Source organism: Brevibacillus reuszeri, from assembly GCF_002897295.1.
GTDB lineage: Bacteria > Bacillota > Bacilli > Brevibacillales > Brevibacillaceae > Brevibacillus > Brevibacillus reuszeri_A.
In genome coordinates this window covers 221,183-247,283 of the sequence record NZ_BEXF01000004.1, presented here as the reverse complement: position 1 = coordinate 247,283, position 26,101 = coordinate 221,183, and the positions used below count along the sequence as shown (strand labels likewise).

The following is a 26,101-nucleotide window of genomic DNA, read 5'->3' as shown; positions in this document are numbered from 1 at the left end:
TCCCTCCTCCTAAGAAAACGCGGCATTGCCAAACCTTTGACACTGCCCGAGCCCTTGTGTTTGTCTATTTTGCTCAAACAAATCGAGGGGATAGCGCCGAACGCCATCCCCACGGTGTGGTCATTATTTAATCGTTACTTCATCCAGCATCAAATAGCCGACAGGGCTGAGCCAGAAACCATTTACATCCTTGGATGTGACAGATACGTGGTCGATCGTACGAATTGGAATGACTGGAGCTTCTTTCAATTCGATTTCTTGCAGCTTCGCGTAGATTTCGTTACGTTTAGCTGAGTCTTTTTCACGACGACCTTCTTCGATCAATTTATCCACTTCTGGGTTGTTGTAGAAAGCAAGGTTACCCGCGCTTCCTTTGGAGGAGCTGTGGAAAACGTTGTATTGGTTGTAGTCGCCATCGCCAGTTGCGTTACCCCAGCCACCGATGAACATCGCATGCTCGCCTTTATCAGTGAAATCCAGATACGCACCGTATTCCATTACTTTGATTTCTAGATCGATGCCGATACCCTTCAGCTGGGACTGAATCACTTCTGCTACGTTCATTCGCTCTTTACGATCGTCTGTTACGATGGACGTCTTAAATCCGTTTGCATAACCTGCAGCAGCGAGGAGTGCCTTCGCTTCATTTACATCATAGGAGTAATCCTTGAGGTTGGCATTGTAGCCAATTACTTTTGGTGACAGGGACGATACAGCCTCTGTTCCTACGTTGTTGTATACACCTTTGACAATTGCTTCTTTTTCGATGGCATGTGCCACTGCTTGACGCACACGTACATCATCGAAAGGCTTTTTCTGTACGTTGAAGCCGATATATTCTACACCGAGACCTTCTGCGCGAACCATGTTCATGCTAGGAGTAGCCTGTGCACGCTCTACCTCTGTTACAGGAAGCTGGTCACCGATGTGAGCCTCGCCTGCTTCTACCATCGCGATACGAGTCGTATCCTCTGGAACTACTTTGTAAACAACTTTGTCTACTTTTGGTTTTTCGCCCCAGTAGCTATCATTTTTCGCCAATGTCATATCTTGACCTGGTGTCCACGATTCAAATTTGAAAGGTCCGGTTCCCACTGGCTGCTTGGACAGCGTGTCAGAATGCTCCGCTATTGCTTTCGGGCTGAGGATGCTGCCCTCAGAGCTGGCGAGGATTGACAAAAGTGGTGCAAATGGATATTCCAAAATGAATTGTACGGTTTTGTCGTCTACAACTTTGACTTCCTTGATCATCGAGAAGTTGGATGCTCGAGGAGAAGCCACTTTTGGGTCCAATACGCGTTCAAATGTCTTTTTCACTGCTTCCGCATTAAACGGAGCGCCATCGTGAAAGGTAACGCCTTCACGCAGCTTGAATTCCCATGTCAGGTCATCTACTTGCTTCCACTCTGTTGCGAGTGTTGCCTTGTAGTCAGCGTTTTTATCCCGGGATACGAGGCTTTCATATACTTTTCCGTAGATGTAGTTAGCCGATGGAATGTTGGAAATAAAATGCGGGTCCAAGTTATTGGCATCCGCTTTGCGCGCTACGATCAGCGTACCGCCTTCTTTTGAAGCTTCTGCGGCTGGTGTGTTGCCTGTAGTAGACTGCTCTGCCCCCGCACTGCATCCCGCTAGTGCTGTGCCGATCGTCAGCGTCAAAGCAAGCAAAGAGCCGAACAAGCGTGTTTTCTTCATATGATGATACCCCCTGTTGATTTTCGTCTAATCCTGTCGAAAATTCTGAATCTACGTCTTATTTGCATTATACGGGATATTCATCTGCGAGCTTTTCAGCATCTTTACATCTATTTATATTATTTTTACTTTTATTCAACATTTGATTACCTATATGAATATTGACGAACAACATGTTTATTGAGCGAAAAAGAAGAAATCCGCTGCCCTTGTTGAAACAAGAGACACCGGATTTCACATCGTCTATTTTCCTTCTACACGATCTTTTTGCCATACCATTTTGCCTGCATACATGACTGCTTCCTTCGGGTTCTGACGAGCAACGGCTTCAGCAGAGCATTTTGCCCGTACAAAAACAACATCGGCCGCATCGCCTGCTTTTGGCCAGATTTGGTTGCCCTGTTTGTCCAGCGGAGTCAGGCCACCCGTCACAAATCCAAGCGCCTGTGAGAGAGAAACTTCGTCAATCCAGCGAAAACGCTCTGCAAGACGATTTGCTTTTTGCAGCATATCCCCTGTCCCAAACGGGTCCCAATGATCTGTTATGTTGTCATTGCCCAAGCCTACGTGCACACCCTTCGCATGCAAGAGCGGAACCGGGATCGTCGGCATATCAATCGGTATAGCGGACATCACTGCAATTTGCAAGCTGGCGAGACGCTCCGCCATCTCTTCGACAAGCGGTGTAGGCAATTCCCCGAGTCCGTAAGCGTGGCTGATCGTTACACGTCCTTGCCACCCTGCATCCTCTGTCATGGCAGCAAGTCGCTTCATAATAAACAGCCCCAAGTGCCCTGGCTCATGCAAATGCAGATCGACATCCGCATTTGCTTCTACCGCAATATCCATCATCGTATATAGCGATTTTTCAATATCGTCGTCAAACGTAGCCGGATCGACACCGCCAACGAGTCCCGCACCGTGCTTCATCGCTTCCCGTACCAAAGAGACGGAATCGCTGCGCAGCAATCCATGCTGTGGGAAGGCGACCATTTCCCAGGAAAGTTTCCCGCTAAATGTCTCCAGCGCTTGCAGGGTCGCTTCCATGTTTTTTAGCCCAATGACCGGGTCAATATTGCAATGCGTTCGCACATGTGTAGCCCCGTGAGATTGAATCAGCTGCAAAAGCTTCTCTGCTCTCTCCTTCGCCACTGGCAATTGGCGAGGCAACAGCTCCTGCTCCTGTTCAATCCGGAAAAAGCGGTTCGGTGCCGGAATAACAGCTTGCCACGGCCCTCCATAAAACGTTTTATCCAGATGAATATGCATCTCTTTAAAAGAAGGAAGCATGAGTAGTCCGTCAGCATCCCAAACCACTTCTCCTACTGGCAGTGGTTGTGTGGCTGGAATGATCCGCTCAAAGTGTCCATCTTTCACAAACACATGAAACCGTTCTGTATTTGTTCCATTCACCCTGCCATTTTCCACTGAAAAGCTGCACTCCAGACTGGCATTGGCGATCCAGAAGCTTTCTTTCATCGACCTCTTCCTTCCTGTACCGATTACTGAATCGTGATGTTATTGATCATCATGTAGCCGGATGGACTGATCCAGAAACCTTTAATATTTTTCCCGACAGCAGCCACGTGCTCCAAATTCCGAATCGGGACCATTGGCGCTTCGTCTGCCTCAATCTGCAATGCTTGTGCATAAATTTGTTTCCGTTTTTCCGTGTCCTGCTCGCGGCGTCCTTGCTCGATCAGTTTATCAACTTCTGGGTTTACGTAAAAGGTTGTATTTCCACCCTTGCCGAGCGAAGCGGAGTGGAACAGATTGTACTGGTTGTAGTCAGCATCACCCGTCGCATTGCCCCAGCCGCTAATGAACATGTCGGTTTCACCGTTGTCTTCGGCATCCAGATAAGCGCCATATTCCAATACTTTGATCTCTACGTCAATACCGATTCCTTTTAACTGTGATTGAATGACTTCAGCAGCATTGATCCGTTCTTTTCGGTCACCCGTCCAAATCGTAGTTTTAAAGCCATTCGGATATCCTGCTTCTTTTAGTAGAGCTTTTGCTTTGTTCGGGTCAAAGCTGTAGCTTTTCAAGCTTTCACTGTAACCGAGAACCTTTGGGCTCATCGCAGAATTCGCTCTGGTTCCGATATTGTTGTACACGCCTTGAATAATCGCATCTGTCTCGATGGCATAATTGATGGCCTGACGCACGCGTACATCATCATAAGGCTTCTTTTTATTATTGAAGCCAATAAAATCAGTACCCAAGCCTGCCGTACGATACAAATCGAGCTGCGGAGAATTTTTTACTCTTTCAATCTCCGTAACCGGCAAAGGCTCAGCAATATGTGCCTCTCCGGTTTCTACCATGGCGATTCTTGTCGTATCTTCTGGAACAACTTTGAAGACGGCTTTGGCGAATTTGATCGGTTCGCCCCAATATTTATCATTTTTCACCAGCACGATTTCCTGTCCCGGTGTCCACGATTCAAACACCAATGGCCCGGTTCCTACTGGATGCTTGGACAAATCTTTTCCATATTGCTCGATTGCTTTCGGACTGATGATACTGCCTTCATGGTTGGCGAGAATCGAAAGCAGAGGAGAGTACGGGTAAGCCAGCTTGAATTGTACCGTATAATCATCGATGACTTTTACTTCTGTAATCATCTTAAATTGACCTGCTCGTGGAGAACCTACTTTTTCGTCCAGCACACGCCCAATTGTCGCTTTTACTGCTTCTGCATTAAACGGTGTGCCATCGTGGAAGGTTACCCCCTCACGCAGCTTGAATTCCCACGTAACGTCATCCAGCTGCTTCCACTCTGTCGCGAGCAACGGCTTGAATACCATGTTTTCGTCGCGTGCGATCAAACCCTCGTATACCTTGTGTTGTACAACACTTGCCGCATTGATGGCGGAAATAAAATGCGGGTCCAGATTGTTGGCATCGGATTGACGCGCGATAATCAAGGTTTGGTTTGTTGGTGCAGGGTCTGCTCCAGCTACAGTGGTGCTCGTACCTTGTTCGCTGCCCGAAGAACATCCAGCAAGCACAATTCCTACGCTAAGTACACTGACAAGCAACGTATTCATCCATTTGCTCTTGTTCATGTTCTAGCCCCCAGGTTACTTTTTTCTATATCGAATCTTTTTTAAAGAGCAACAGCATAGCTCGCTTCCAAAAAGGAATTTCGCTATGCTGCTAATCGTGCAGTCTTATGGGAGCGTTATGTCATCGATTTCGATGTGACCAGCTGGGCTGATCCATACACCCTCTACGCCTTTTTCAATCGCAGCCAGGTTTTCCGAGTAGCGATATGGTACCAATGCTGCCTCGTCCATTTCGATTTGCTGTGCTTTTTCATAGATTTGCTTGCGTTTTTCTTCGTCTTTTTCCTTGCGTCCTTCTTCGATTAGCTTGTCCACCTCAGGATTGCTATAGAAGGAGTGGTTGCCAGCTGCACCTTGGGATTTGGTGTGGAACAGGTTGTACTGGTTGTAGTCAGCATCCCCTGTCGCATTACCCCACCCGCTGATGAACAGGTCAGTTTCGCCTTTGGTCGCTGCATCGATGTAAGCACCAAATTCCAAAACCTTTACTTCCAGATCAATGTTGATTTGTTTCAATTGCTGTTGCAGAACTTCTGCTACGTTGATACGTGCTTTATTGTCATTGAGATAAATAGTTGCTTTGAATCCATTTGCGTAGCCTGCTTCAGCCAACAGCTTTTTGGACAGCTCCAGATCGTATTTCGCATCTTTTACGTTCGGGCTGTACCCAACCATTGTAGGAGAAACAGATGAATGTGCTGCAGCCCCTACATCGTTGTAAACACCTTGGATGATCGATGGCTTGTCGATCGCATGGGCAATCGCTTGGCGTACGCGCACATCGTCAAACGGTTTTTTCTTCGTATTGATCCCGATATGATCGCTGGAGAAGGAAGCATAGCGGCCAAGTGTCATGGAAGTAGAGTTTTGTACGCGGTCTACCTCAGTGACAGGCAGCTGCTCGGCTACCTGAGCTTCTCCTGTTTCTACCATTGCGAGACGTGTTGTATCCTCTGGAACGGTTTTGAAGACGACTTTGTCCAGCTTAGGCTTGTCACCCCAGTAGTTGTCGTTCTTCACCAATACAACCTCTTGACCAGGTGTCCAGGATTCAAATTTGTAAGGCCCGGTTCCGGTTGGATGCTTGGTCAGCTCCTTGCCGTATTGCTCGATTGCTTTTGGTGACAGGATGCCACCCTCTGCACTCGCGAGAACGGACAAGAGCGGTGTGTATGGATAGTGAAGAATAAATTGAACGGTTTGGTCATCCACTACTTTTACTTCCTTGATTGCTTCAAACAGGTTGGCACGGTTGGAGCCAACTGCTGGGTCCTGGACGCGGGCAATCGTCGCTTTTACAGCTTCTGCATTAAATGGAGCTCCATCGTGGAAAGTAACTCCGGAGCGTAGCTTGAACTCCCATGTCACGTCATCCACTTGTTTCCATTCGGTTGCAAGCGCACCCACGTATTTGCTTTCTTTGTCCATACGAACGAGACCCTCGTATACTTTGTGATGAATGATTGCAGCAGAGTTGATTTGGGTCAGGAAATGCGGGTCTAGATTGTTCGCATCAGACAATCGGGCAATAACGAGAGTTCCCCCTGCTTTGCTGGCGTCGGCTGGTGCAGCTGTACCGGTTTGGCCTGATGCATTTGTGTTTGCATTCGTTCCTGCTTGTGGCGCTGATGAGCAGCCTGCCAATGCGGCAGAAACTGCTACAGTCAGGGCAATCAGCGTTTGGAAAAAGCGCGTCTTTTTCATGTAGATGTCCCCCTCTTTCGTTTGCGCTTTCTTCATTTGAATTTTTTAACGATTCGCGCATGTTTCATTTTACCTACTATTCAGCTAATATTTTTTCACTCTCTTTACTAGAATTTTCACTTTCTTTACTATTTTTTCAGGTTTTTAAACAAAGGGCGTTTCAGTACGAGCGGGGCTGTTGGGGAGGAGAGGAAACCGGAGAAAACGCTCCAGGTACTTGGAACACTTGCGCGGGGGATTGACTGCACGGCTCCGGGGAAAAAGGGAAACCGCGTCCAAAGTAGTCGACACTGAAAGTGTCTCAGGGGTGGACGCTTAAAGGCGTGTTTCCCTTTTTCCCCTACGCCTCGGCTGTGTTCCAAAGACCTTCGCTTTTTTCTCCGGTTTCCTCTCACCAGCCGTTGTACTTCCACTTGGCGACAGGGACAAGAGCAAAGGAATGCCAATGTCGCTGCGCTTATTGGCTAACCCCATAAAAGCTTTAAAAAGAAGGCAATGTGCTTTCACTGTGGAATCTACTAATTAATAACGAGATTCATGAGGTGATAGAAATGTCGATAGTGCAAAATGACAATGCTTTGATTCGTCCTGTTCGTCTGGAGGATGTGGATGCGATATGGGAGCTGGAGCGTGAGATTGTTCGGGAAGGGGAATATTTTATTGCAGTTTCCGAGGAGTTTGACAAAACGGTGGAACAGCAGCGGGAGTGGATTTCTCGGGTGATGGAAAGTGAAAGGGAGACGGTGCTTGTCGCTGAAATAGATGGTGGGGTTGTTGGTGTGATTGGGTTTTCTTCGCCCAATCGCAAGCGACTGGCGCATACGGGCTCAATGATGATGATTTCAAAAGATCACCGAAGCAAGGGACTGGGGAAGATGTTGTTGCAGGAGCTACTGGCTTGGGCAGAGCAGCATCCGTTGATCGAAAAAGTAAGCTTGGGCGTATTATCTACGAATCATCGTGCGATCGCTTTGTACAAAAAGATGGGATTTGTTGAGGAAGGGCGCAAAGTGAAGGAATTCAAGATGAGTGAAAATGAATATGTAGATGATGTGCTGATGTACAAATTTGTCTAGGGATTTGGGTGTCGACGTCCAAAAGGCTCTCTCCGTATTCGTGGAGGGAGCCTCTTTCTTTGCTTACTGCTACTTAATGGTTATGTCGTTTACTTCGATATAGCCTGACGGACTAATGTACACTCCTTCCACATTTTTCGCGATAGCCGCGAGGTTTTCACTGCTGCGGTATGGGAGCAGCGGGACCTCATCCATCTCGATTTGTTGTGCTTCGGCATAGATTTCCTTGCGTTTTTCCGGATCTTTTTCTTTGCGTGCTGCTTCAATCAAAGCATCGACTTTTGGATTGCTGTAGAAGGAATGGTTGCCGGGAATGCCTTTTGATGTGCTATGGAACAGATTGTACTGGTTGTAGTCACCGTCTCCTGTTGCATTGCCCCAACCACTAATGAACATTTGGGCTTCGCCTTTTGCTGCCAAATCCAGATACGCCCCGAATTCCATGACTTGAATTTGCAAATCAATGCCAATCCCTTTTAGCTGGGATTGCAGCACCTCGGCAACGTTGATACGCGCTTTGTTGTCATTTAAATAAATGGTCGCCTTGAAGCCATTGCCATAGCCAGCTTCCGTCAGCAGCTGCTTTGCTTTGTTCAGGTCGTACTCGGGTGTTTTGATATTCGGGCTGTACCCGATTACTTTTGGTCCCAGGGAAGAGATCGCTACTTTCCCTACATTATTGTAAACGCCTTTGATAATCGATTCCTTGTCTACTGCATGTGCGATGGCTTGACGAACACGCACATCATCAAATGGCTTTTGTGTGACATTCATCCCGATATGATCGACAGCGAACGATTCAAACCGACCCAAAGACATGCTTGTGGAGTTTTGCACGCGCTCCAGCTCGGTTACAGGAAGCTGCTCTGCTACATGAGCCTCTCCTGTTTCGACCATCGCTACGCGCGTCGCATCCTCAGGAACGGTTTTAAAGATGACCTTGTCCACCTTGGGCTTTGTTCCCCAGTAGTTTTCATTTTTGACGATGACAATTTCTTGTCCAGGCGTCCACGATTCAAATGTGAAGGGGCCTGTTCCTACCGGATGCTTCGCCAAATCTTTTCCGTACTGCTCGATCGCTTTCGGGCTGATGATTCCTCCCTCAGCACTCGCCAGAACAGACAGAAGCCCGGCAAACGGATAATGCAAGACGATTTGAACTTTTTGCGGGTCAACGATCTTCACTTCTTTAATCATGCCAAACATGTTGGCTTTTGGTGTTGGCTGATCCTTGTCGAGAATGCGATCAATTGTCTTTTTCACTGCCTCCGCATTAAATGGCGCTCCATCCTGGAAGGTGACTCCTTCGCGAAGCGTAAACTCCCATGTGATGTCATCCAGCTGCTTCCATTCGGTTGCCAGAAGAGGCTTGTACTCACTGTTACGATCCATCATGACAAGTCCCTCATAAAGCTTGTGCTGGGTAACTGCCATAGAGTTGATCTGGGTACTGAAGTGTGGGTCCAAATTATTCGCATCAGACAGGCGAGCGATGATGAGGGTGCCACCCTCTGGCGATGCAGGAGCTGGTGCCGCCTGATTTCCCGCAGGAGCTGCAGTACTAGGTGCCGTACCTGTTCCGCTTGTCTGTTGTCCCGAAGCACACCCAGTCAAAGCAGATACAAGCATGAGGGACAAAGCGAGAACAGAACCAAGCAATCGTTTTCGTTTCATGAATAATGCCCCCTTTTTTATGTGGAAAATAGAGAAAAGATGATTACTGTAGAAATATTATCAATTTTCTAACATTTTATCTTTCTAAGATCTTTACCTCTCTTTGCAATATCTTTACTATTTTTCGGTTGGTTCGATAATAAAAAACACGACCCTCTCTTCAGCAGAGAAGGTCGTGCCTATTTTTTGCTATATCCTTTATTCGGTTACGGGTACAGACCAACCGAACTTGTCTTCTTTTTCACCGTACTGAATACCCGTCATGGTCTCGTACAGTTTCGTGGTCAGCTCGCCGGTTTTCTCGCCGTTAATGATCATTTGGTGACCATTCCAGTTCAAGTCTCCGATTGGTGAAATGACTGCCGCTGTGCCTGTCCCAAATGCTTCTTCCAGCTCACCATTGGTGTATGCTGTATACAAGTCCTCTATAGAAATCCGCTTCTCGATCACTGGTACGCCCCAGTCCTTCAAAAGGGCGATGGTAGAATCGCGCGTGATACCTTCCAGAATGCTTCCGTTCAAGGAAGGTGTCCACACCTCGCCTTTTACTTTAAAGAATACGTTCATGCTGCCGACTTCTTCGATGTACTTGTTTTCCACGCCATCGAGCCACAATACCTGCTCATAGCCTTTTTCTTTTGCTTCTACCTGTGCTTTCAGGCCACCTGCATAGTTGCCCGCTACCTTGGCGTTACCTGTACCGCCTCTTACCGCACGGACGTAGTTGTTTTCTACATAAATTTTTACCGGATTCATCCCGCCTGCATAATATGCTCCTACTGGAGACAACAGGATGATCAATTTGTACATATGAGAAGCACGAACCCCAAAACATGGCTCGGTAGCAATCACGAATGGACGGATGTAGAGCGACATACCGCTCTCTGTCGGAATCCACTCTTTGTCAGTCGCCACCAGCTTTTTCAAAGCGTCGACCATAAAATCCTCATCGACTGACGGCATGCTCAGTCTCTCCAGAGAACGATTCATACGCTTGAAATTTTGATCTGGTCGGAACAGCCAAACCTTGCCTTCCTTGTTCCGATAAGCTTTCAGTCCTTCAAAGACGGCCTGACCGTAGTGGAACACCATCGCTGCCGGATCAAGCGAAAGCGGGGAATACGGTACGATCTGTGGATCATGCCATCCTTTTCCTTCTGTATAGTCCATGGTGAACATATGATCGGTAAAATGTACACCAAATCCCAGCTTGTCAGTCGCTGGCTTCTCTTTTTTCTGTTCTGCGAGGGCAATCGATAACTGACACTCCATTTTCCACATCTCCCTTGGTATTAGATCCTACTTCTCTAGTACTACATATTGTTATTAAAATAGCAACTATTTTGAATGATTGCTAGTCTAAGTTTCTCTCATTGATCACATTTCTTTCCGTTTTGTTCCACTATTTGCCCCAGCGCCATTAGCACCGCATCCATCTCCGCATCTGTTCCGATCGTTATCCGTAAATAATCGCGCAGTCGCGGGTTTTTGTAGTAGCGCACGTAAATGCTTTGCTTCATCAATGTATCGTATAGCTCTTCGGCAGTCGGACAACCGGAGCCAGCAGGAGGCTTGCACAAAAGAAAATTGGTATGCGAGGGCACAACTATGAACCCTTGCCTAGCGAGCTGCCCTGAAAATCTGTCGCGCGTGCGCTTGATTGCAGCTGTAATCGTACACATATAGCTTTGATCTTCCAGGGCTGCCAGAGCCAGCTCCCGGCTGATGGCATCCACATTGTAAACGTCCTTTCCTTTTTCCAGTGCTGTGATCAGCTTTTCATTGCCAAAACAGTACCCGATCCTTGCTCCGCAGAGTGCATAAGCTTTGGAAAAGGTTCGGATCACTAACAGATTTGAATATCGGGCAATCAACGAAACAGCAGACGCATCCATTTTGGCAAAATCGATATAGGCTTCGTCGAGGATGACAAGTCCCGGGAATTCCCTCACTAGTCGCTCTACGTCTTCTATCGGCAGCAGCAAGCCTGTCGGGGCATTTGGGTTGACCAGCACGACTGCTTGTGCGCCGCTATGAATCAGTTGCTCAACGTCAATTGAAAAATCGTCACGGGTCGGAATCCCAATACATTCTGCCTGATAGCTGGCGGCTACAGAATGATAGAGCGGAAAGGAAGGATCAGGGATGGCGAGCTTGCCGTGAGGGCCGATGAACACTTTCATCACAAGTGAAATAATTTCACTTGAGCCGTTCGAGCAAAACGTCTGCTCCTCACGTACACCATAATGCTTTGCAAGGGCCGTCCGCAGCTTGTCACATTTGGCATCTGGGTAACGGCGCAAGGTCTCCTCTGGTATCGATTGCAGGGCTTTTACTACCTCTGGTGATGGCGGATAAGAGCTTTCATTCAGGTTGAGGCGTATGGCTTGTGTACCATCAGGCGGCTGCTCTCCCTGAGCATATCCTGGCAGTCGTTCGATGTGTGGCAAGATCATCGTCATCTTTTTCGTCTCCTCCTGTTAGGCCACGCAGTAGGCGGCTCATTGTCTACATCTTGCTTCCAGTTCATCCCATTAGATGTTACGATGTAGAATATCCGTATTTTGGCATTAGAAAAAGGGCCAGTTTGCGAATATTTTGAATGCCAGTTTTCCAGGCACGATCAGGAGGTGGAACGGTTTGCTTCAATTGACGCCGAAGCTCGATGAGGGATCGAAAGAGGCATTATATCATCAGCTATATCGCTATATTCAGGGCGAAATGATCGCAGGACGCATCCCTGCTTATGCCCGATTGCCATCCATTAGGCGACTGGCAGAGGCACTCGGGGTGAGCAGAACCCCCGTTGCTCTGGCGTACGATCAACTGCTGGCAGAAGGATATGTGATCAGCAAGCCTCGCAGTGGACTATATGCAGCTGAATTAGAGATAAACAATCGCACGCAGATTTCGGAGCGGACCAGTGCCACGCCTTCCCCTTCCCGTGCCTATCACGCTTCTCCTACAGAAACCGTTCGCTATGATTTCGGTTATGGCAGTATCGATGTCCACCATTTTCCGTGGACAAAGTGGCGCAGACTCGTTAACCAATGCTTATTGCCAGAAAACAACCGGATGCTTCTTTACGGCGATTGGCAAGGGGAAGCTGAATTGCGCAGACACATCGCCGAGTACCTGCACCAGACGCGCGGTGTTCGCTGTACGCCGGATCAGATTGTGATCGGCGCTGGCACCTATCATTCGCTCGATCTTTTATTTCAGTTAATAAAAAGGGAAGTGACTACTCTCGCGATAGAAGCAGCCGTCAACGATGGCGTGAAATCGCTTGTTGAGCAATATCCGTTTACCTGTATTCCGATTGGCTTGGAGGAGGACGGGATCAGCATCCACGATGTCATTCACAGCACAGCCGGTGCCGTCTACGTGACTCCCTCCCATCAATTCCCCTTTGGAATGACCCTCTCTATTGGCAAACGGATGAAGCTGTTGAAGTGGGCTACTGAACATAGTGCCTACATCATCGAAAACGACTATGACGGCGAGTTCCGTTATGGGACAAGACCAATTCCTTCGCTGCAAAGTCTGGATGAAAGCGATCGAGTGATTTATTTGGGGACGTTTTCGCGAGCGCTTGGCCCTGCCTTTCGCCTCAGCTATCTCGTCCTTCCCCCTTCCCTGCTGGATCGCTTTTGGAAGAAGCAGCACAGCTACGACCAGCTCGCCTCGCCCATTTTGCAAAAGGCACTGCTGCTCTTCATGCAATCCGGCGATTTCGATCGGCACATGCTCAAAATGCGTATCTTATACCATCGAAAGCATGATGCTTTGCTCGAAGCCTTGACGACGCATTTCCCATCGTCGGCTAGAGTAATTGGGGCCGGATCGGGCTTGCATGTACTGCTGCAGCCTGGCAACGGGATGGACGAGGCCGAATTGGTGCGAGCCGCTGAACAAGTGGGCGTGAAGGTTTATCCTACCTCTGTCTACGCGCTGGCCTCGGAATGGGCTTTGCCCGCAACTGTTTTACTTGGCTTTGGCGGGCTTGCGGAGACAGAGATACGTGCGGGAGTAGGGCTTTTGGCAGAGGCTTTTAGAGGAGGTGATTGAGAGATGTCCTAGTCAATGACGATCACGATTTTTCCGCGTCCGTGACCTCTTTCCATCTCTTCGTGAGCTTCTGCCGCTCGCTCCAGCGGATATGTTTTCCTCACATGCAATTGCAATCGACCAGCTACGTACAGGTTAACGAGCTCCTGCAATCGTGATGCTGAACGCTTGCTGCGGATGCTGCGAATGCCGAGACTTGCCGCTAGCTCAAAGGCTACAATCGTTCCTATACGGTCTTTGCTCTTGGCTACTTCCATCGATACACGCAATGCCTCGTCTCCTGCCGCATCAAAGGCCACGTCAACACCCTCTGGTGCCAGCTGCAGAATTCTTTCTCGCAGGCCCTCACCGTAGAGAACGGGGATAGCCCCAAGTGTACGGAGATAATCGTGATTAGCCTCGCTCGCTGTACCGATGACAGTCGCTCCGAGAGATTTGGCAACCTGCACCGCAACGGTTCCGACCCCACCTGCTGCCCCGTGAATCAGCACGGTATCCCCTTTTCCAACCCGGAGCTCTTCCATTGCAGTGTGTGCCGTTTGGCCTGAGGCAGACAAGGATGCTGCTACCTCCCATGGCATGGACTTTGGCTTGGGAACTATTTGCTCACGTCCGACAATCACGTACTCAGCATTGCAACCCAGCATTCGATAGCCAAGCACCTCCTGACCGATCGTAAAGTCAGTGACACCGTCTCCCAGCTGATCAATCGTTCCCGAGAATTCATTTCCCACTATTTGCGGAAACTGTACGGTCGCACCTGGCGGCGTCCACCCGCTCCTCACTGCACAATCAAACGGCTGTACTCCCGCTGCTTTAACTCGTACCCTCACTTCACCTGGCCCAGCCTGTGGTGTCTGAACCTCGATGGATTGCAATACCTTCGGGCTACCGTATGCCATAAATCCTGCCGCTCTCATAAAAAATCCCCCATTCTTATTCGCTATCGAAGACTATGTTCTCGCTTCTATGCGGTTTGTGCTTTTCATTTTACTCATTGCTATTGATAATGAAAAATACATAATTCTTTATTTACTGATATACTCAGGTATATAAGCGAGTCGGGGGTGAGAAAAATTGAACTGCTACAGCTTCAGTACTTTCGCAAGGTAGCACATTTAGAGCATATGACAAAAGCAGCCCAAGAGCTGCGCATCGCACAGCCGGCCCTCAGCAAGACCATTGCCCGTCTCGAAGAGGATTTGGGCGTACCCTTGTTTGATCGCAAAGGGAGGCAAATTCGGCTGAATACGTTTGGCGAGGCATTTTTGAAAAAGGTTGAAGCTGCACTCATCTTGTTAGAGGATGGCCGGCGGGAAGTGATTGATCTAGCGGGTATGGAACGTGGACGCGTTTTTTTGGCAACTACGACACATAAGTGCTTTACTGACGTAATCGGTTCGTTTCTCGCTCAGCACCCGGATGTCCAGCTGCGCATCATCCAGGCCTCCACGGAAGAAAAGGTGCAGCAGCTTTTTACAGGAGAAATAGATCTTTGCATCACCTTTCCTCCGATCGAGCGGCAAGGCATTGCCGGGATTTCCTTTCTGACCGAAGAAATCGTTCTCGCTGTCCCTCCTGGTCATCGTTTGGCAAATCGCACGAGCATTGCGCTTGCGGAAGTGGCAAACGAGCCATTTATTTGCATCAAAGAAGGCAATCCGTTCCGTGCGATGACCGATGAATTTTGCCGTCAAGCTGGCTTCGCTCCTCATATCGTTTGTGAGGTCGACGAGCATTCGGCGGTCAGTCACTTTATCCGAACTGGGATCGGCATTGCTTTTTTTCCTGAATCGATCGGGGATAAGATCACTTCCTTTCCAACTATTCGGATAGATCAGCCTGTCTGTCAGCGTACGTATCAGATCTCCTGGCTTCGGGACCGCTATTTGTCCAAAGCAGCCCAAACATTCCGCGAGTATGTCGTTTCTTATTTTGCTGAGTTGAAGACTGGAACGTCTCCGAAGTCGATGCACGAATAGGTGTAATCAGAAAAGAAGCTGCTTGATTTCCAGCAGCTTCTTGTTGTTCACAAACATTCAAAAAATTGTTTTCCCCCGTTTCGCTCATGCTATGCTAGTGTAGTAACAACCCGATCGGTTTTGCTTGTCAATCGCGAAGAACGGCGCTTTTTACACATCGCACAACGTCATTACATCCATTCATTGTGTAGGAGGGATCTTTGTGTACAGAGTGGGTGACAGCATCATCATCAATAATCTGTGGTTGAGTATCATTCCATTTCTACTAGGGACGGTTGGGTTTACGTGCCTGCTCCTTGGCTTATTCAAGCAAAAGAAATGGAATTTTATTGTATCTGGTATTTGCTTTATCCTTCTCTTTTCCTACTTCCTTTTCGGACACTTATTTCTTACACCCGTCTCTTAACATTCTCTCCCACGCTTCATCACCACCACTATTTTGGGAGGTACATATGACCGTTCACAAACAGCTTTTCGAAACGAAGTCCAACAAAATCGCCATCATTACAGGAGCAAGTAGGACGCAGGGAATCGGTGCAGCCATCTGTCGCGCTCTAGCTCAAGACGGAGTTGATATTTTCTTCACATACTGGAGCAAGTACGATCAATCTATGCCTTGGGGAATTGATCTGGGTGATCCGCAACAGCTACAAGAGGAACTACGGCATCGAGGTGTGCGCTGCGAGTGCTTGGAAGTGGATTTATCGACACCTGATGCCTATCTCGCTGTGCTGGATGAAGTGAAAAGGAAGCTAGGCGACCCCTGCATTTTGGTTAACAATGCCTGCTTCTCCACAAATGACGGTTATGCGGTATTGGACAGCACAAGCCTCGACAGTCATTATGCGATCAATGTACGTGCGACGACCATGCTTAGCGTTGAGTTTGCCCGCCGTTTCTCCAAAGGCTCGGGAGGCAGAATTATCAACCTGACTTCCGGTCAAGCAAAAGGTCCAATGCCAGGCGAGATCGCTTATGCAGCAACCAAAGGCGCAGTCGAAGCACTCACACTGACACTGTCTGCAGAGGTCGCCCCGATTGGAATAACTGTGAATGCCGTCAATCCTGGTCCCACCGATACAGGCTGGATGTCGGAGGAAATCAAGCAATACCTTTTGACAAAAAGCCCGTTTGGACGGATCGGTTTGCCAGAGGATGCCGCACGGTTGGTTGCTTTTCTTGCAAGTGAGGAGGCAGCTTGGATTACGGGGCAGGTGATTCATTCCGAGGGTGGATATATGCGGAGTTAGTACTGATCCTGATGCAAATAACTAACAACTTTTAACTCCGAATGGAAATATTTATCAAGTTTTAACTCCCCGGATTGAGGGTATTTAACCTTCAGCAGAATGCCAAATCAACCTGGGGGAAATTACCGTGACTATCAAAAAGAAGGTCTTGTACGGATTTATAGGGCTTTTAGTTTTACTTCTTATCATCGGAGGCATCTCCATTTTTCAAATGAAAAAAATGGGCGATCAGTCTACAGAAATCAAAGACAATTGGGTACCCAGCCTAGCACTGGTAGGAGAGACGAATGCACTGGGCACAAATGTACCACGATTGCTTAACCAGATCGGTCTGGAAACAGACGATAAAGAAATCGCCAAACTGGACTCTCAAATACAAGTGCTCCTCGATCGAATTCAGAAAGCTACTCAAAGCTACGAAAAGCTCATCGCCACTGACGAAGAAAGACAGCTTTTCAATGATTTTCAACAATTGTGGCAGGAATTTGAAAAAGAGTTGCCTCAAATCGTCGAGATAGCAAAAGGCAACGACCAGCAAAAGACAATCGTCGCCATTAAGCAAGCCATCCCGGTATGGGAAGAGTCGCAGCAGGTGCTGATCAAGCTCAAGGATTTAAATAGTACAGGCGCGACACAAGAAACGACGGAGTCCGTAGAAATTTATCAAAACGCATTACTGAGCATTAGCATCGTCATAGCTATCGCGATCATAGCCGGAATCGTATTAGCATTCATCATTTTCCGCGACATCCGTAGTGTAGCAGACAGCATTAATGCTTCATCGCAAACAGTTGCCACATCATCCGAGGAAATTTCGGCGAGTGTTCAAGAGGTGGCGACGGGTACCCATCATCAAACGAACATGGTCAACAGCATTTCTGAGATGATTGACCAAATGGATAAAGCCATCGGACAAATCGCCTCCAATATCGAAGAGACGAGCACATTGGTAAATCGGACGTCTGTCATTGCAGAGAACGGCGGAAAAATGATGAGCAATGCTCTCGTCGGTATGCAGGACATTTCGAATAAAGTACATCATCTATTGGATAATTCCAAGCAGATTGACTTGATCGTCACGACGATTAAAGACATTGCAGATCAAACCAAGCTGCTGGCACTAAACGCATCGATCGAGGCAGCGCGAGCGGGTGAGCATGGTCGAGGCTTTGCGGTCGTGGCAGACTCTGTAGGGAAATTGGCAAACCAGAGCGGAGAAGCGACAAAAGGAATCATCCAGCTCGTGCATACGATGCAGGAAAGCACGCAGGACGCAGTGGAAACAGTACGCTCAGGCAATGAATTGATTGCCAAGGCAGGCGATTCCTTTACCGAAATCATTCAATATGTAAATGAGTCTGCTGAGCGAATTACGGAGGTCGCTGCAAGCTGTGAAGAACAGTCTGCTCAAACAAATGATATTTTGCAATCGTCCCAAAACATTGCTGCTGTAACGGAGCAAACCTCTGCGAGTACACAAGAAACGGCTTCTGCTACAGAAGAGCTGGCGAGCATGGCAGAAAAGCTCAGTCTATTAGTTACGAAATTATAGAACGAAAGAACAACAAAAGGCACAATCTGCTACGTACAGTCAGATTGTGCCTTTACCTTTTTACTGCTGGCTTATCCTTTTTTTACAACACGGAAAGAAGGTGTGAACAGCTCTTCTGCTCCGAGCTGTTGATAGTCTCTTTCTACATAGCCCAGGCGCATTTTATCAAAATAGCGCTGTCCTTTGGCTTTTATTTCCTCCAGATCTACACCTGGCAGCTCGCGGTCCTTCATGACTGTACGACCTGCGATAATCGAAAGCTTTACATCACGACCTGAGCCGGACATAATGAGCGAGCGAATTGGATCATCAATCGTACCCATGTGGAAGCCGTCCAGATCAATCGCGATAATATCTGCTTTGGCACCAGGTGCCAGTCTTCCCAGATCGTCACGGCCCAGGAAACGCGCTCCACCGAGTGTTGCTGCCCGATAAATATCTGCGTAGCTTGAATCAGCTACATCGCCTTCCTGCAAGCGGGAGAACATGCTGGCTGTCCGAATGTTTTGGATGAAATCAGGCGGGAACGTATCTGTTCCGATCGCAATATTGATTCCGTTTCTTTTATAACGGGCAAATGATTCTAGAGCAGAACCGTGGCGTCCAATCACAAGCGGACAGTGAATGACCGTCGTTCCTGTTTCCTGAAGCAATGCGAGATCGTCGCCTTCCCCGATCGTCGCTTCGCTGTAGCCAGGGATAAAGTGTGCATGCGGAATAGCTGTTTTCTTTCCGAGAAAGCCGATGCTGTGCAAAAATTGCACCGGTGATTTGTTATGGCGACGATACATTTCATTGTACTCATAGCTGCCTTGTGCCGCATGCAAACGAATTGGGCAACCTAGTTCATTGCTGTAGCGCTTGGTGTTAATGAGGTTGTCCGGCGTCTGCGTCTCGATGCGCTCTGGTGCAAGCATCCCGCGAATCAAACCGTTGTGCGCACCATCAAAATCTTTGACAAACTGCACTGCGCGCTCCAAGCCTGCCCCGCCCTCTGCTTCATTCCAGAGCACCTCGATTTCGCCATTCGCCTTGACCACGCGCATACCGGATTGGTAGCTTGGCCCCATGTACATACGCAGACCCAGTCGTCCCGCATGATCGGCAGCGGCTGCAAGCTCTTCATACGTTTCTGCCCAGCGCTTGTAAAAGACCGACGTGATCGGCATCGCTGTCGTTACCCCATTCAAAATCAGCTGGCTGTAAGCAAATAGTGATTTGAACGCCTCTTCCTCTGGCGTCATCACTTCATGATAGCCTTTGCGGTAGTAGTCCTCTGACCAGAGCAGATTCTTGTTTTTGCCTGCTGCCGCTTCCAGATGAACCACGTCATGGTCAATGTCACCTAGTGCATTCAAATCGATAAAGCCCGGGCTGACCACCGCATTTCCCGCATCGATTACTTCGTCAACTTCCCCAGCATAGTCATGACCCACGAACAAAATCGTATCATTCTCGTATACGACCTCACCATCGCGAATAATGATGTGGTCCTCTCCATCGAAGCCGATCACATATTTAGCCGTTATTTTCTTTTTCATGTGCTACCTCCCTCATCGCATTTTGAGATTATCCGTACTTCCCGTCCTCTTCCAGTCCAATTTCTTTGAATCCTCCCCCATTATAGGAAATATTCTGTAAAATAAGTTTCAATTGCTTTACATCTATTTGCACAATCTTTACTACTTTAAGAACGTTAGGAAATTTTAAGAGTCCGCTTTGAAATAGCATCCTTTCTAAAAAATTCCGTAACGCATAACAAGGTGCCTCAGCGTTGCGACTGGCATTACCTCGGTAAAACTTTCCGCTAATCGCGGTCGCTCATCTTGCTAAGGCATCGATATTGTTTTTCTAAAACTAGAAACATTCCTGGTAATACGTAAAGATCATGCAAAAACAAGTAAAGATGCTGAAAATGCTTGTTCGAAATATTCACTACAATTTATTCAGAACAACTAGACGTAAACTAGCACCAGCAGATCGTATCTAGTAAAAGTGAAGGGACTGGTTTTTTGTGAGTCACGCTTTCTGGTTAACCAATGTTCGTTTGGACAGCGGATTTGAGACTGGACATGATGGAGTCGTTCATACGCTATCCGAAATCTGTCATCTCCGCATTGAAGACGGAAAAATCATGCAAATCGCATCCGCTAATGAGCCACTGGACACGACTCTACCCACTGAAGACGCAAAAGGGCTGCTCGCCCTTCCCTCTTTTGTGGAGAAGCATAATCACCTGGATAAAACGTATGCAGGCGCTACATGGAAGTCTTGTCTCCCTCCGAAAAAGCTGATCGATCGCCTGGAATTCGAAGCAACAGAAATGCCTGCCATAACAGGGACGACCACTCAGCGAGCTGAAGCCATGCTGCAATGGCTGCTTCAAGGCGGTGCCACACATGTCAGAACCCACGTCAATATCGATCCGTACATCGGGCTGAAAAACCTGGAAGGGGTCCGCACCGCACTGGAGAATTACAGTGATCGGATGACCTATGAGATCGTGGCGTTCCCGCAGCAAGGCTTATTGCGCACACAAGCCAGCTCCTTGATGAGACAAGCGATGAAGGAAGGCGCAACACTGGTCGGAGGTCTCGACCCAGCCGGGATCGACAACGAACTGGAAGGCTCCCTGCGCGAAATGATGGACATTGCAGTAGAAGCCAATGCCGATGTTGATATTCACTTGCACGATCCGGGCACACTCGGCTTTTATACGATCAAGCGCATTCTCGATTTGACAGAGGAAGCTGGCTGGCAGAATCGGATGGCGATCAGTCATGCATTTGCACTCGGCGATGTCTCTGTGGAAGAAAGCACGGAAATGGCAGAGCGTTTGTCTCGTCTAGGCGCGATGATCATGACGACCGTTCCGATCAACCGGGCGATGCCACCTGTCCCAATCCTGCATGAAAAAGGTGTACGTGTCGCACTCGGCTACGATGGCTTCTACGACTCCTGGTCACCGTACGGAACAGGTGACATGCTGGAGAAGCTGAATCGACTCGTCGAGCGCTATCGCTGGGTAGACGAGCGCTCTCTCGTTCAGTCCTTGTTCTTTATTACGGGAGGGAAAACGACTCTGGATAAGGAAGGAAACCGTGCTTGGCCGAAGGTTGGCGATGAGGCGAGCATTGTTTTTGCCGAAAGCTCCTGCTCCGCTGAGGCTGTGGCCAGAAGATCCAGACGTGCTGCGGTCATGTTCAAAGGGAAAATCGTTCACGGGGCACTTGATAGAATGGATGGAAATAAAGAGTAGTAGGATAGTTGGCTTCGCCGATTTTTGGCGAAGCCTTTTTTGTACTTGTGCGGAAAATAGATAAAATCTTGCAGCAAGAGCGTAGCTATTTCTGCCGATACGCCTCCCTTACCCGCTCAATCTGGGCAATGTGATCACGCACATGCTGGACGCGATACTCCAGCAACTCTTTGAAAGTAAACCGCGCTCCATCGGGATACACCCCTACCCGCTCGGCTTGCTGTGCGGTCAGATTGTTCAAAATGGGCAGCATACTGTTGCGGAGCGATTGGAAGAGAAGTAGATGCTCCTCGCGATCCAGCTGATCATACCCGAGTTCATTCACCCATGAGTTCTGGTCAAACGAATACAGAAACGCCTCTTTCTCCGCCAGGACTTTTCTCATCCGATGTGTCGACAAGATCTCGGAATCTGTTACATGAATAAGAATTTGGTGGATACTCCATTTGTCCGGTGCAGGCTTGAACCGAAGCTCCTCTTCATTCAACCCCTCGATGGCTTCCAGCAGCATTATGTATCCTCGGCTGTACTCTTCAATCCATGTATCCATTTCGTTCCTCCTTAAATTTAACTCAATATGAAATTTACTTCTGACTGTTAAGAATACGCCGAATAAAATCGACAGCATCTTTTTCTGTAAAGCTATCGTTTAGTTGAAAGGTGATGAAGTATGAAGCCTTACCGACATGAAAGGAATAGAAGCAGTATTTCCCTGATTCGACTTCTTTAAAAGAATACTCGACCTCTACGCCTTCAATTTGTTGAACCTTCGCATTAGCAAGCGAATTTTTCTCGTTGCTGATCTCCATTCTGATCAATGGCTTGCCTTCATACTCTCCGTAATAAAATTTCCTTCTCTGCTGTTTTTCGAGGTGCTCCTTCTGCTCGTTGGTCAATTCGATGAGTGGTCCTTTTTGATCCGTATAGACGATCGTTGCGACCCGCCGATCACCTATCACTTCATTATTTACGATGGGAGGATACACAAGCTCAGCAAATTTAACCTGATAATGATCCAACACAGGAACGACCATGTTGATTCCCAGTTCCTGTTCCATTTTCTGCTGGACCTCCTGTGGCAATCCTTTCGCATATGTCCGTAAGTCAAAACGAGCGAACTCTTCTTCGCCAACCGTAAGAATCAATATGGCATCAAATTTTTTGCTTTGCAGTTCATTCATTTGTTCTTTGGGGGGCAACAGTGGAATTTGTTGATAAGACCCTAAGTCCTCTTCAGTTCCCAATTCATAAAAGATGGAATATTCTGCTGCTGCGTTGCTCAGAATCTCACCATCCGCTTTATAGCCACCATCCATCTTTTCGAAATCCAATGCATTTGACCCAACTGTTTTTCTTAATGCTGAGATGAGCTCATCACTAGGTTCGAGTTTGAACCTGACCGGCTTCTTTCTATCACCTATCTTTTGGTTGCCCGTGTTTTTAATGAGAAATTTGTAAGAAAGAACTGTCGGGGGGACATATTTGATTACCTTGTTTCCATCCATGATGCCCCTTTGTATAGATTTGTCTGTGAAGATCTCTGCGGACACATGAACTAGCTCAACTGTAGGTTTACTTGTACAAGCAGCAGTCATAAAACAGATGACAAAAATGAGACTGAAGAGAAAAAGTCGTTTCATTTTCTTTCACCTCCGTCTTTCCTCTGTTTATTTTACCATATTTTAACTGCCCCTCTTCTAAGAACGCGAACTTACAGGATTTCAATTTTCGCAGCTTGGAAGCAAGAAAGGAATTTGGAAAGGATTAGTCGAATGTCAAAAGATATTGTCGTATCAAGGTCTTGAGAGGGTGAATGAAATGACAAGCGCTCAGGAGAAAAAATGCCATGCCATTATACATACAGCAGCGATTGGAGCGGGTGGGGGAAATTTAATTCCAGTACCAGGTGTTGGAATTGCAGCTGATATCGTTGCAATGACGACGATGACAATGAGTTTAGCGAGTGTGTTTGGAGGTAGTTTGACGGAAGAAGCCGCGAAAGCTATGGCAATTACTACCTTAAAAAATTCAATGTTGAAACAACCGATTCAGACATTAACGAAAGAATTATCAAAAATCGTCCCTATTTTGGGCCAAGTTGTAGCTCCTACGATTAGCGTTGCAATGATTGAAGCCGCAGGTTGGGCGATTGCCAAGGATCTGGATCGCAAGTTTGGAGCCTATCACTAGACAGCTACTATATTGCTCAGGCAGCAAAAAAGAGGCAAAACCACCTAAGGTTCTGCCTCTTTTTTGAAGTTTTCTTCTCACTCTTTTACAAAGAGCCTGAGACCACATTTCCACGGAACATGACTGCCTGACGCTTCGCGCGGCGAGCGACAGCCTCTGCAGCAGACGATGCATGGACAAATACGATGTCTGCTTCATCCCCGACATTTGGCCACAAGCGTTTTCCCTCTTTATCCAGCGGTGTTTTGCCGCCAGTAATAAAGCCCAAAGCCTGAGACAAGGAGCGCTCATCCTGCAAACGGAAACGCTCAGCCAAGCGACCTGCTTTTTCCAGGCTGTCTCCCTGACCGAATGGGGACCAGTGATCGGTAATGCTGTCATCCCCGAGTGAAACGGACACGCCTTTTTCATGCAACAGCGGAATCGGAATAGTCGGTTTAATGACCGGAACAGTAGAGGTGATGGAAATGCCAAGCCCAGCCAGCATTTCAGCTACATCAGCCGCTTCCTCCAGGCTGATATCGCCCAAGGAATTCGCATGGCTGATTGTAACGCGTCCTTGCCAGCCTGCTTCCTCAGTCATTTTGGCCAGTCGCTTGAAGGTGAAAATACCCAGATGATCCGGGTCATGCAAATGAACGTCGATTGGCGCATTCGCTTCTACTGCCAGCTCGAAAATAGTTGCGAGCGACTTTTCGATATTTTGGTCAACCGTTGCTGGATCGACCCCACCGACGTAGGTCGCACCCATTTTCAGCGCTTGGCGGATGTTCTCCACCTGATTGCTGCGCAGAAGACCTTGCTGCGGGAATGCGACAATCTCACATTGCAGCTTGCCGCTGAAGGTTTCGATGGCAGCCAGTGTCGCTTCCAGGTTTTTCAGACCGATGTACGGATCGATGTTGCAATGCGAACGAATCTGGGTAGACCCAGCCGACAGCAGCAATGCCAGCATTTTTTCCGCACGCTCCTGCGCTGTAGGTAAGAGCTTTGGCATTAGATCACTTTCTTCTTCCAATCGTCCCAAAATATTTTTAACCGGAGTGACCGCTTTCCATGGACCTCCGTAGTACGTTTTATCGATGTGGATGTGCATATCGCGAAAAGACGGCAGCGCCAAAAGTCCACGTGCATCCTCAGTCGGCAGCTCCGTCTGCGGCACATCGGCACCAAAGACGATCTGTGCGATGCGACCATCCTCTACCAACAGATGTGCGACCTCTGTATCTGTAGCAACTACTTTGTCATTTTCTTTGCGATATCCGCTCTCCAAGCGAACATTGGTTATCCAATAAGCTGTAGACATCTATTCATGACATCCTTTCCATTTGAAAGTAGGATCGAAAAAGAGCTTACCACTCACCAGCTACCCGTGTTCCCTGATAGAGAACGACGCGGCGCTTGGCCCGTCTGGCTACGGCTTCGGCGCTGCAAGAGGCTTCGACAGCCATCAGGCTAGCCTCATCCCCGATCAACGGCCAAATCCGGTTCCCTGCATCATCGAGCGGAATCCGTCCCTCTGTGACAAAACCGAGAGCTTCACCCAGTCTGCGCTCATCGGTCAATCGAAAACGCTCTGCGAGTCGGCCTGCCTTTTCAAGTAGATCTCCACTGCCAAACGGTGTCCAGTTATCTGTCAGACTGTCGTTCCCGAGCATTACAGCCACCCCTGCCTCATGCAAAAGTGGAATCGGGATCGTCGGACGGTTGATCGGAACGGTTGAGGCAATAGAAATACCCAAAGCTGCGAGACGCTCTGCCACTTCCTTTGCTTCCTGGGGCGATACATCGCCAAGTCCGAGTGCATGGCTTACCGTGACACGTCCTTGCCAGCCTGCGTCCTCCGTCATCGCTGCGAGGCGCTTGATCGTAAACACCCCGAGATGACCGGGATCATGCAGATGCAAATCAATGTCTGCATCCGCTTCGACCGCCAGCTCCATCATGGTGGCTAGTGAACGCTCAATATCTCCATCCACCCCGCCTGGATCGACGCCGCCCACATGGGTCGCTCCGTTTTGCAGCGCCTCACGCACGTAGCTTTTGGCATCCGTACGCAGCATTCCATAATGGGGGAACGCCACGATTTCATAGGACAAGCGATCGGCAAATGTGTTGAAAGCTTTGAGCATGCCCTCCAAAAATCCAAGTCCTACCTGCGGATCAACGTGGCAGTGAGTACGAACATGCGTGACACCTGTTTGGACGAGCAAGGACAGAATGCTTTCTGCGCCGTCCTGTGCTTGCCTGAGGTACATCGGTAAAAGACTTCTGTCCTCGGCATGCCGCTCAAACAAGTTTTTCACAGGCGTCGTCGCTTTCCACGATCCGCCGTAGTACGTTTTTTCCAGATGAATGTGCTTTTCTGCCATGGAAGGCAAAATGAGCAAGCCTTTTGCATCCTTTTTGGGAATCCCGTCCTCCAAAATTTCACTGGATGGCTCGATCCGGGTGATCTTCCCGTTTTCAATCAGCAAATCGCAAAGCTCTGTCCGCGTTTCCCTGATGACTCCTTGGTCCCACACATACCCGCTCTCCAAGCGTGCATTAATGATCCAATAAGGGGATGCTTTCATG

General features: G+C 48.3%; 20 protein-coding genes. 7 read left to right on the top strand and 13 right to left on the bottom strand.

What is annotated here, in order from left to right; translation table 11 throughout:
- Positions 1-123: 123 nt before the first annotated feature.
- From C3B52_RS08825 to C3B52_RS08810, 4 genes are all read right to left on the bottom strand, one after another.
- On the bottom strand, positions 124-1,695 hold the full coding sequence (locus C3B52_RS08825) for a glutathione ABC transporter substrate-binding protein (RefSeq protein ID WP_103105710.1): 1,572 nt from the start codon (positions 1,693-1,695) through the stop codon (positions 124-126).
- Positions 1,696-1,938: 243 nt separating this feature from the next.
- Complete coding sequence (locus tag C3B52_RS08820; RefSeq protein WP_103105709.1) at positions 1,939-3,174, bottom strand: amidohydrolase family protein; 1,236 nt, start codon at positions 3,172-3,174, stop codon at positions 1,939-1,941.
- A gap of 23 nt (positions 3,175-3,197) precedes the next feature.
- Complete coding sequence (locus C3B52_RS08815; protein WP_103105708.1) at positions 3,198-4,769, bottom strand: glutathione ABC transporter substrate-binding protein; 1,572 nt, start codon at positions 4,767-4,769, stop codon at positions 3,198-3,200.
- A gap of 105 nt (positions 4,770-4,874) precedes the next feature.
- Positions 4,875-6,473, bottom strand: coding sequence for a glutathione ABC transporter substrate-binding protein (locus tag C3B52_RS08810; protein WP_103105707.1), 1,599 nt, complete (start codon positions 6,471-6,473; stop codon positions 4,875-4,877).
- Positions 6,474-7,024: 551 nt separating this feature from the next.
- Here C3B52_RS08810 and C3B52_RS08800 point away from each other — a divergent pair.
- Positions 7,025-7,549 (top strand): GNAT family N-acetyltransferase, encoded by a 525-nt coding sequence (locus C3B52_RS08800; RefSeq protein WP_103105706.1) that lies wholly within the window; start codon positions 7,025-7,027, stop codon positions 7,547-7,549.
- Between the two features lie 69 nt (positions 7,550-7,618).
- On the opposite strand, the gene C3B52_RS08795 is transcribed toward C3B52_RS08800, so the two are convergent.
- From C3B52_RS08795 to hisC, 3 genes are all read right to left on the bottom strand, one after another.
- On the bottom strand, positions 7,619-9,223 hold the full coding sequence (locus C3B52_RS08795) for a glutathione ABC transporter substrate-binding protein (RefSeq protein ID WP_103105705.1): 1,605 nt from the start codon (positions 9,221-9,223) through the stop codon (positions 7,619-7,621).
- Between the two features lie 198 nt (positions 9,224-9,421).
- Positions 9,422-10,495, bottom strand: a complete 1,074-nt coding sequence (locus C3B52_RS08790; protein WP_103105704.1) for a branched-chain amino acid aminotransferase — start codon at positions 10,493-10,495, stop codon at positions 9,422-9,424.
- Between the two features lie 98 nt (positions 10,496-10,593).
- Positions 10,594-11,685 carry a histidinol-phosphate transaminase gene (gene hisC / locus C3B52_RS08785; protein WP_103105703.1) on the bottom strand — a complete coding sequence of 364 codons (1,092 nt, stop codon included), beginning with the start codon at positions 11,683-11,685 and terminating at the stop codon, positions 10,594-10,596.
- A 178-nt stretch (positions 11,686-11,863) separates the two neighbouring features.
- Between hisC and pdxR the strand changes: the two genes are divergently transcribed.
- A complete protein-coding gene (gene pdxR / locus C3B52_RS08780) occupies positions 11,864-13,291 on the top strand; it encodes a MocR-like pyridoxine biosynthesis transcription factor PdxR (protein ID WP_103105702.1) in 1,428 nt (475 codons plus the stop codon).
- 8 nt (positions 13,292-13,299) lie between these two features.
- On the opposite strand, the gene C3B52_RS08775 is transcribed toward pdxR, so the two are convergent.
- On the bottom strand, positions 13,300-14,211 hold the full coding sequence (locus C3B52_RS08775; RefSeq protein ID WP_103105701.1) for an NADP-dependent oxidoreductase: 912 nt from the start codon (positions 14,209-14,211) through the stop codon (positions 13,300-13,302).
- Positions 14,212-14,367: 156 nt separating this feature from the next.
- Between C3B52_RS08775 and C3B52_RS08770 the strand changes: the two genes are divergently transcribed.
- The 3 genes from C3B52_RS08770 to C3B52_RS08755 all read left to right on the top strand — a co-directional run bounded on the left by C3B52_RS08770 (position 14,368) and on the right by C3B52_RS08755 (position 18,075).
- Entirely contained in the window at positions 14,368-15,273 is a 906-nt protein-coding gene (locus C3B52_RS08770) for a LysR family transcriptional regulator (RefSeq protein WP_103105855.1), read from the top strand.
- A gap of 452 nt (positions 15,274-15,725) precedes the next feature.
- Complete coding sequence (locus C3B52_RS08760) at positions 15,726-16,523, top strand: SDR family oxidoreductase (protein ID WP_103105699.1); 798 nt, start codon at positions 15,726-15,728, stop codon at positions 16,521-16,523.
- A 127-nt stretch (positions 16,524-16,650) separates the two neighbouring features.
- Entirely contained in the window at positions 16,651-18,075 is a 1,425-nt protein-coding gene (locus tag C3B52_RS08755) for a HAMP domain-containing methyl-accepting chemotaxis protein (RefSeq protein ID WP_103105698.1), read from the top strand.
- A 71-nt stretch (positions 18,076-18,146) separates the two neighbouring features.
- Here the strand turns inward: C3B52_RS08755 and C3B52_RS08750 are convergent, their stop codons facing one another.
- Positions 18,147-19,616 carry an amidohydrolase family protein gene (locus tag C3B52_RS08750; protein ID WP_103105697.1) on the bottom strand — a complete coding sequence of 490 codons (1,470 nt, stop codon included), beginning with the start codon at positions 19,614-19,616 and terminating at the stop codon, positions 18,147-18,149.
- 473 nt (positions 19,617-20,089) lie between these two features.
- Between C3B52_RS08750 and C3B52_RS08745 the strand changes: the two genes are divergently transcribed.
- Positions 20,090-21,334, top strand: a complete 1,245-nt coding sequence (locus C3B52_RS08745) for an amidohydrolase family protein (RefSeq protein ID WP_103105696.1) — start codon at positions 20,090-20,092, stop codon at positions 21,332-21,334.
- 85 nt (positions 21,335-21,419) lie between these two features.
- On the opposite strand, the gene C3B52_RS08740 is transcribed toward C3B52_RS08745, so the two are convergent.
- Positions 21,420-21,884, bottom strand: a complete 465-nt coding sequence (locus C3B52_RS08740) for a DinB family protein (RefSeq protein ID WP_103105695.1) — start codon at positions 21,882-21,884, stop codon at positions 21,420-21,422.
- 34 nt (positions 21,885-21,918) lie between these two features.
- Positions 21,919-22,650, bottom strand: coding sequence for a hypothetical protein (locus tag C3B52_RS08735; RefSeq protein WP_235615643.1), 732 nt, complete (start codon positions 22,648-22,650; stop codon positions 21,919-21,921).
- A 502-nt stretch (positions 22,651-23,152) separates the two neighbouring features.
- Between C3B52_RS08735 and C3B52_RS08730 the strand changes: the two genes are divergently transcribed.
- The gene (locus C3B52_RS08730; RefSeq protein ID WP_103105693.1) at positions 23,153-23,524 is read left to right on the top strand and encodes a hypothetical protein; all 372 of its coding nucleotides are present in this window, start codon (positions 23,153-23,155) and stop codon (positions 23,522-23,524) included.
- Positions 23,525-23,609: 85 nt separating this feature from the next.
- Here the strand turns inward: C3B52_RS08730 and C3B52_RS08725 are convergent, their stop codons facing one another.
- Together C3B52_RS08725 and C3B52_RS08720 are read right to left on the bottom strand one after the other, a co-directional pair.
- Positions 23,610-24,830: an amidohydrolase family protein gene (locus C3B52_RS08725; RefSeq protein ID WP_103105692.1), complete on the bottom strand. Its 1,221-nt coding sequence runs from the start codon at positions 24,828-24,830 to the stop codon at positions 23,610-23,612.
- A 46-nt stretch (positions 24,831-24,876) separates the two neighbouring features.
- Complete coding sequence (locus tag C3B52_RS08720; protein WP_103105691.1) at positions 24,877-26,100, bottom strand: amidohydrolase; 1,224 nt, start codon at positions 26,098-26,100, stop codon at positions 24,877-24,879.
- Position 26,101: the final 1 nt, after the last annotated feature.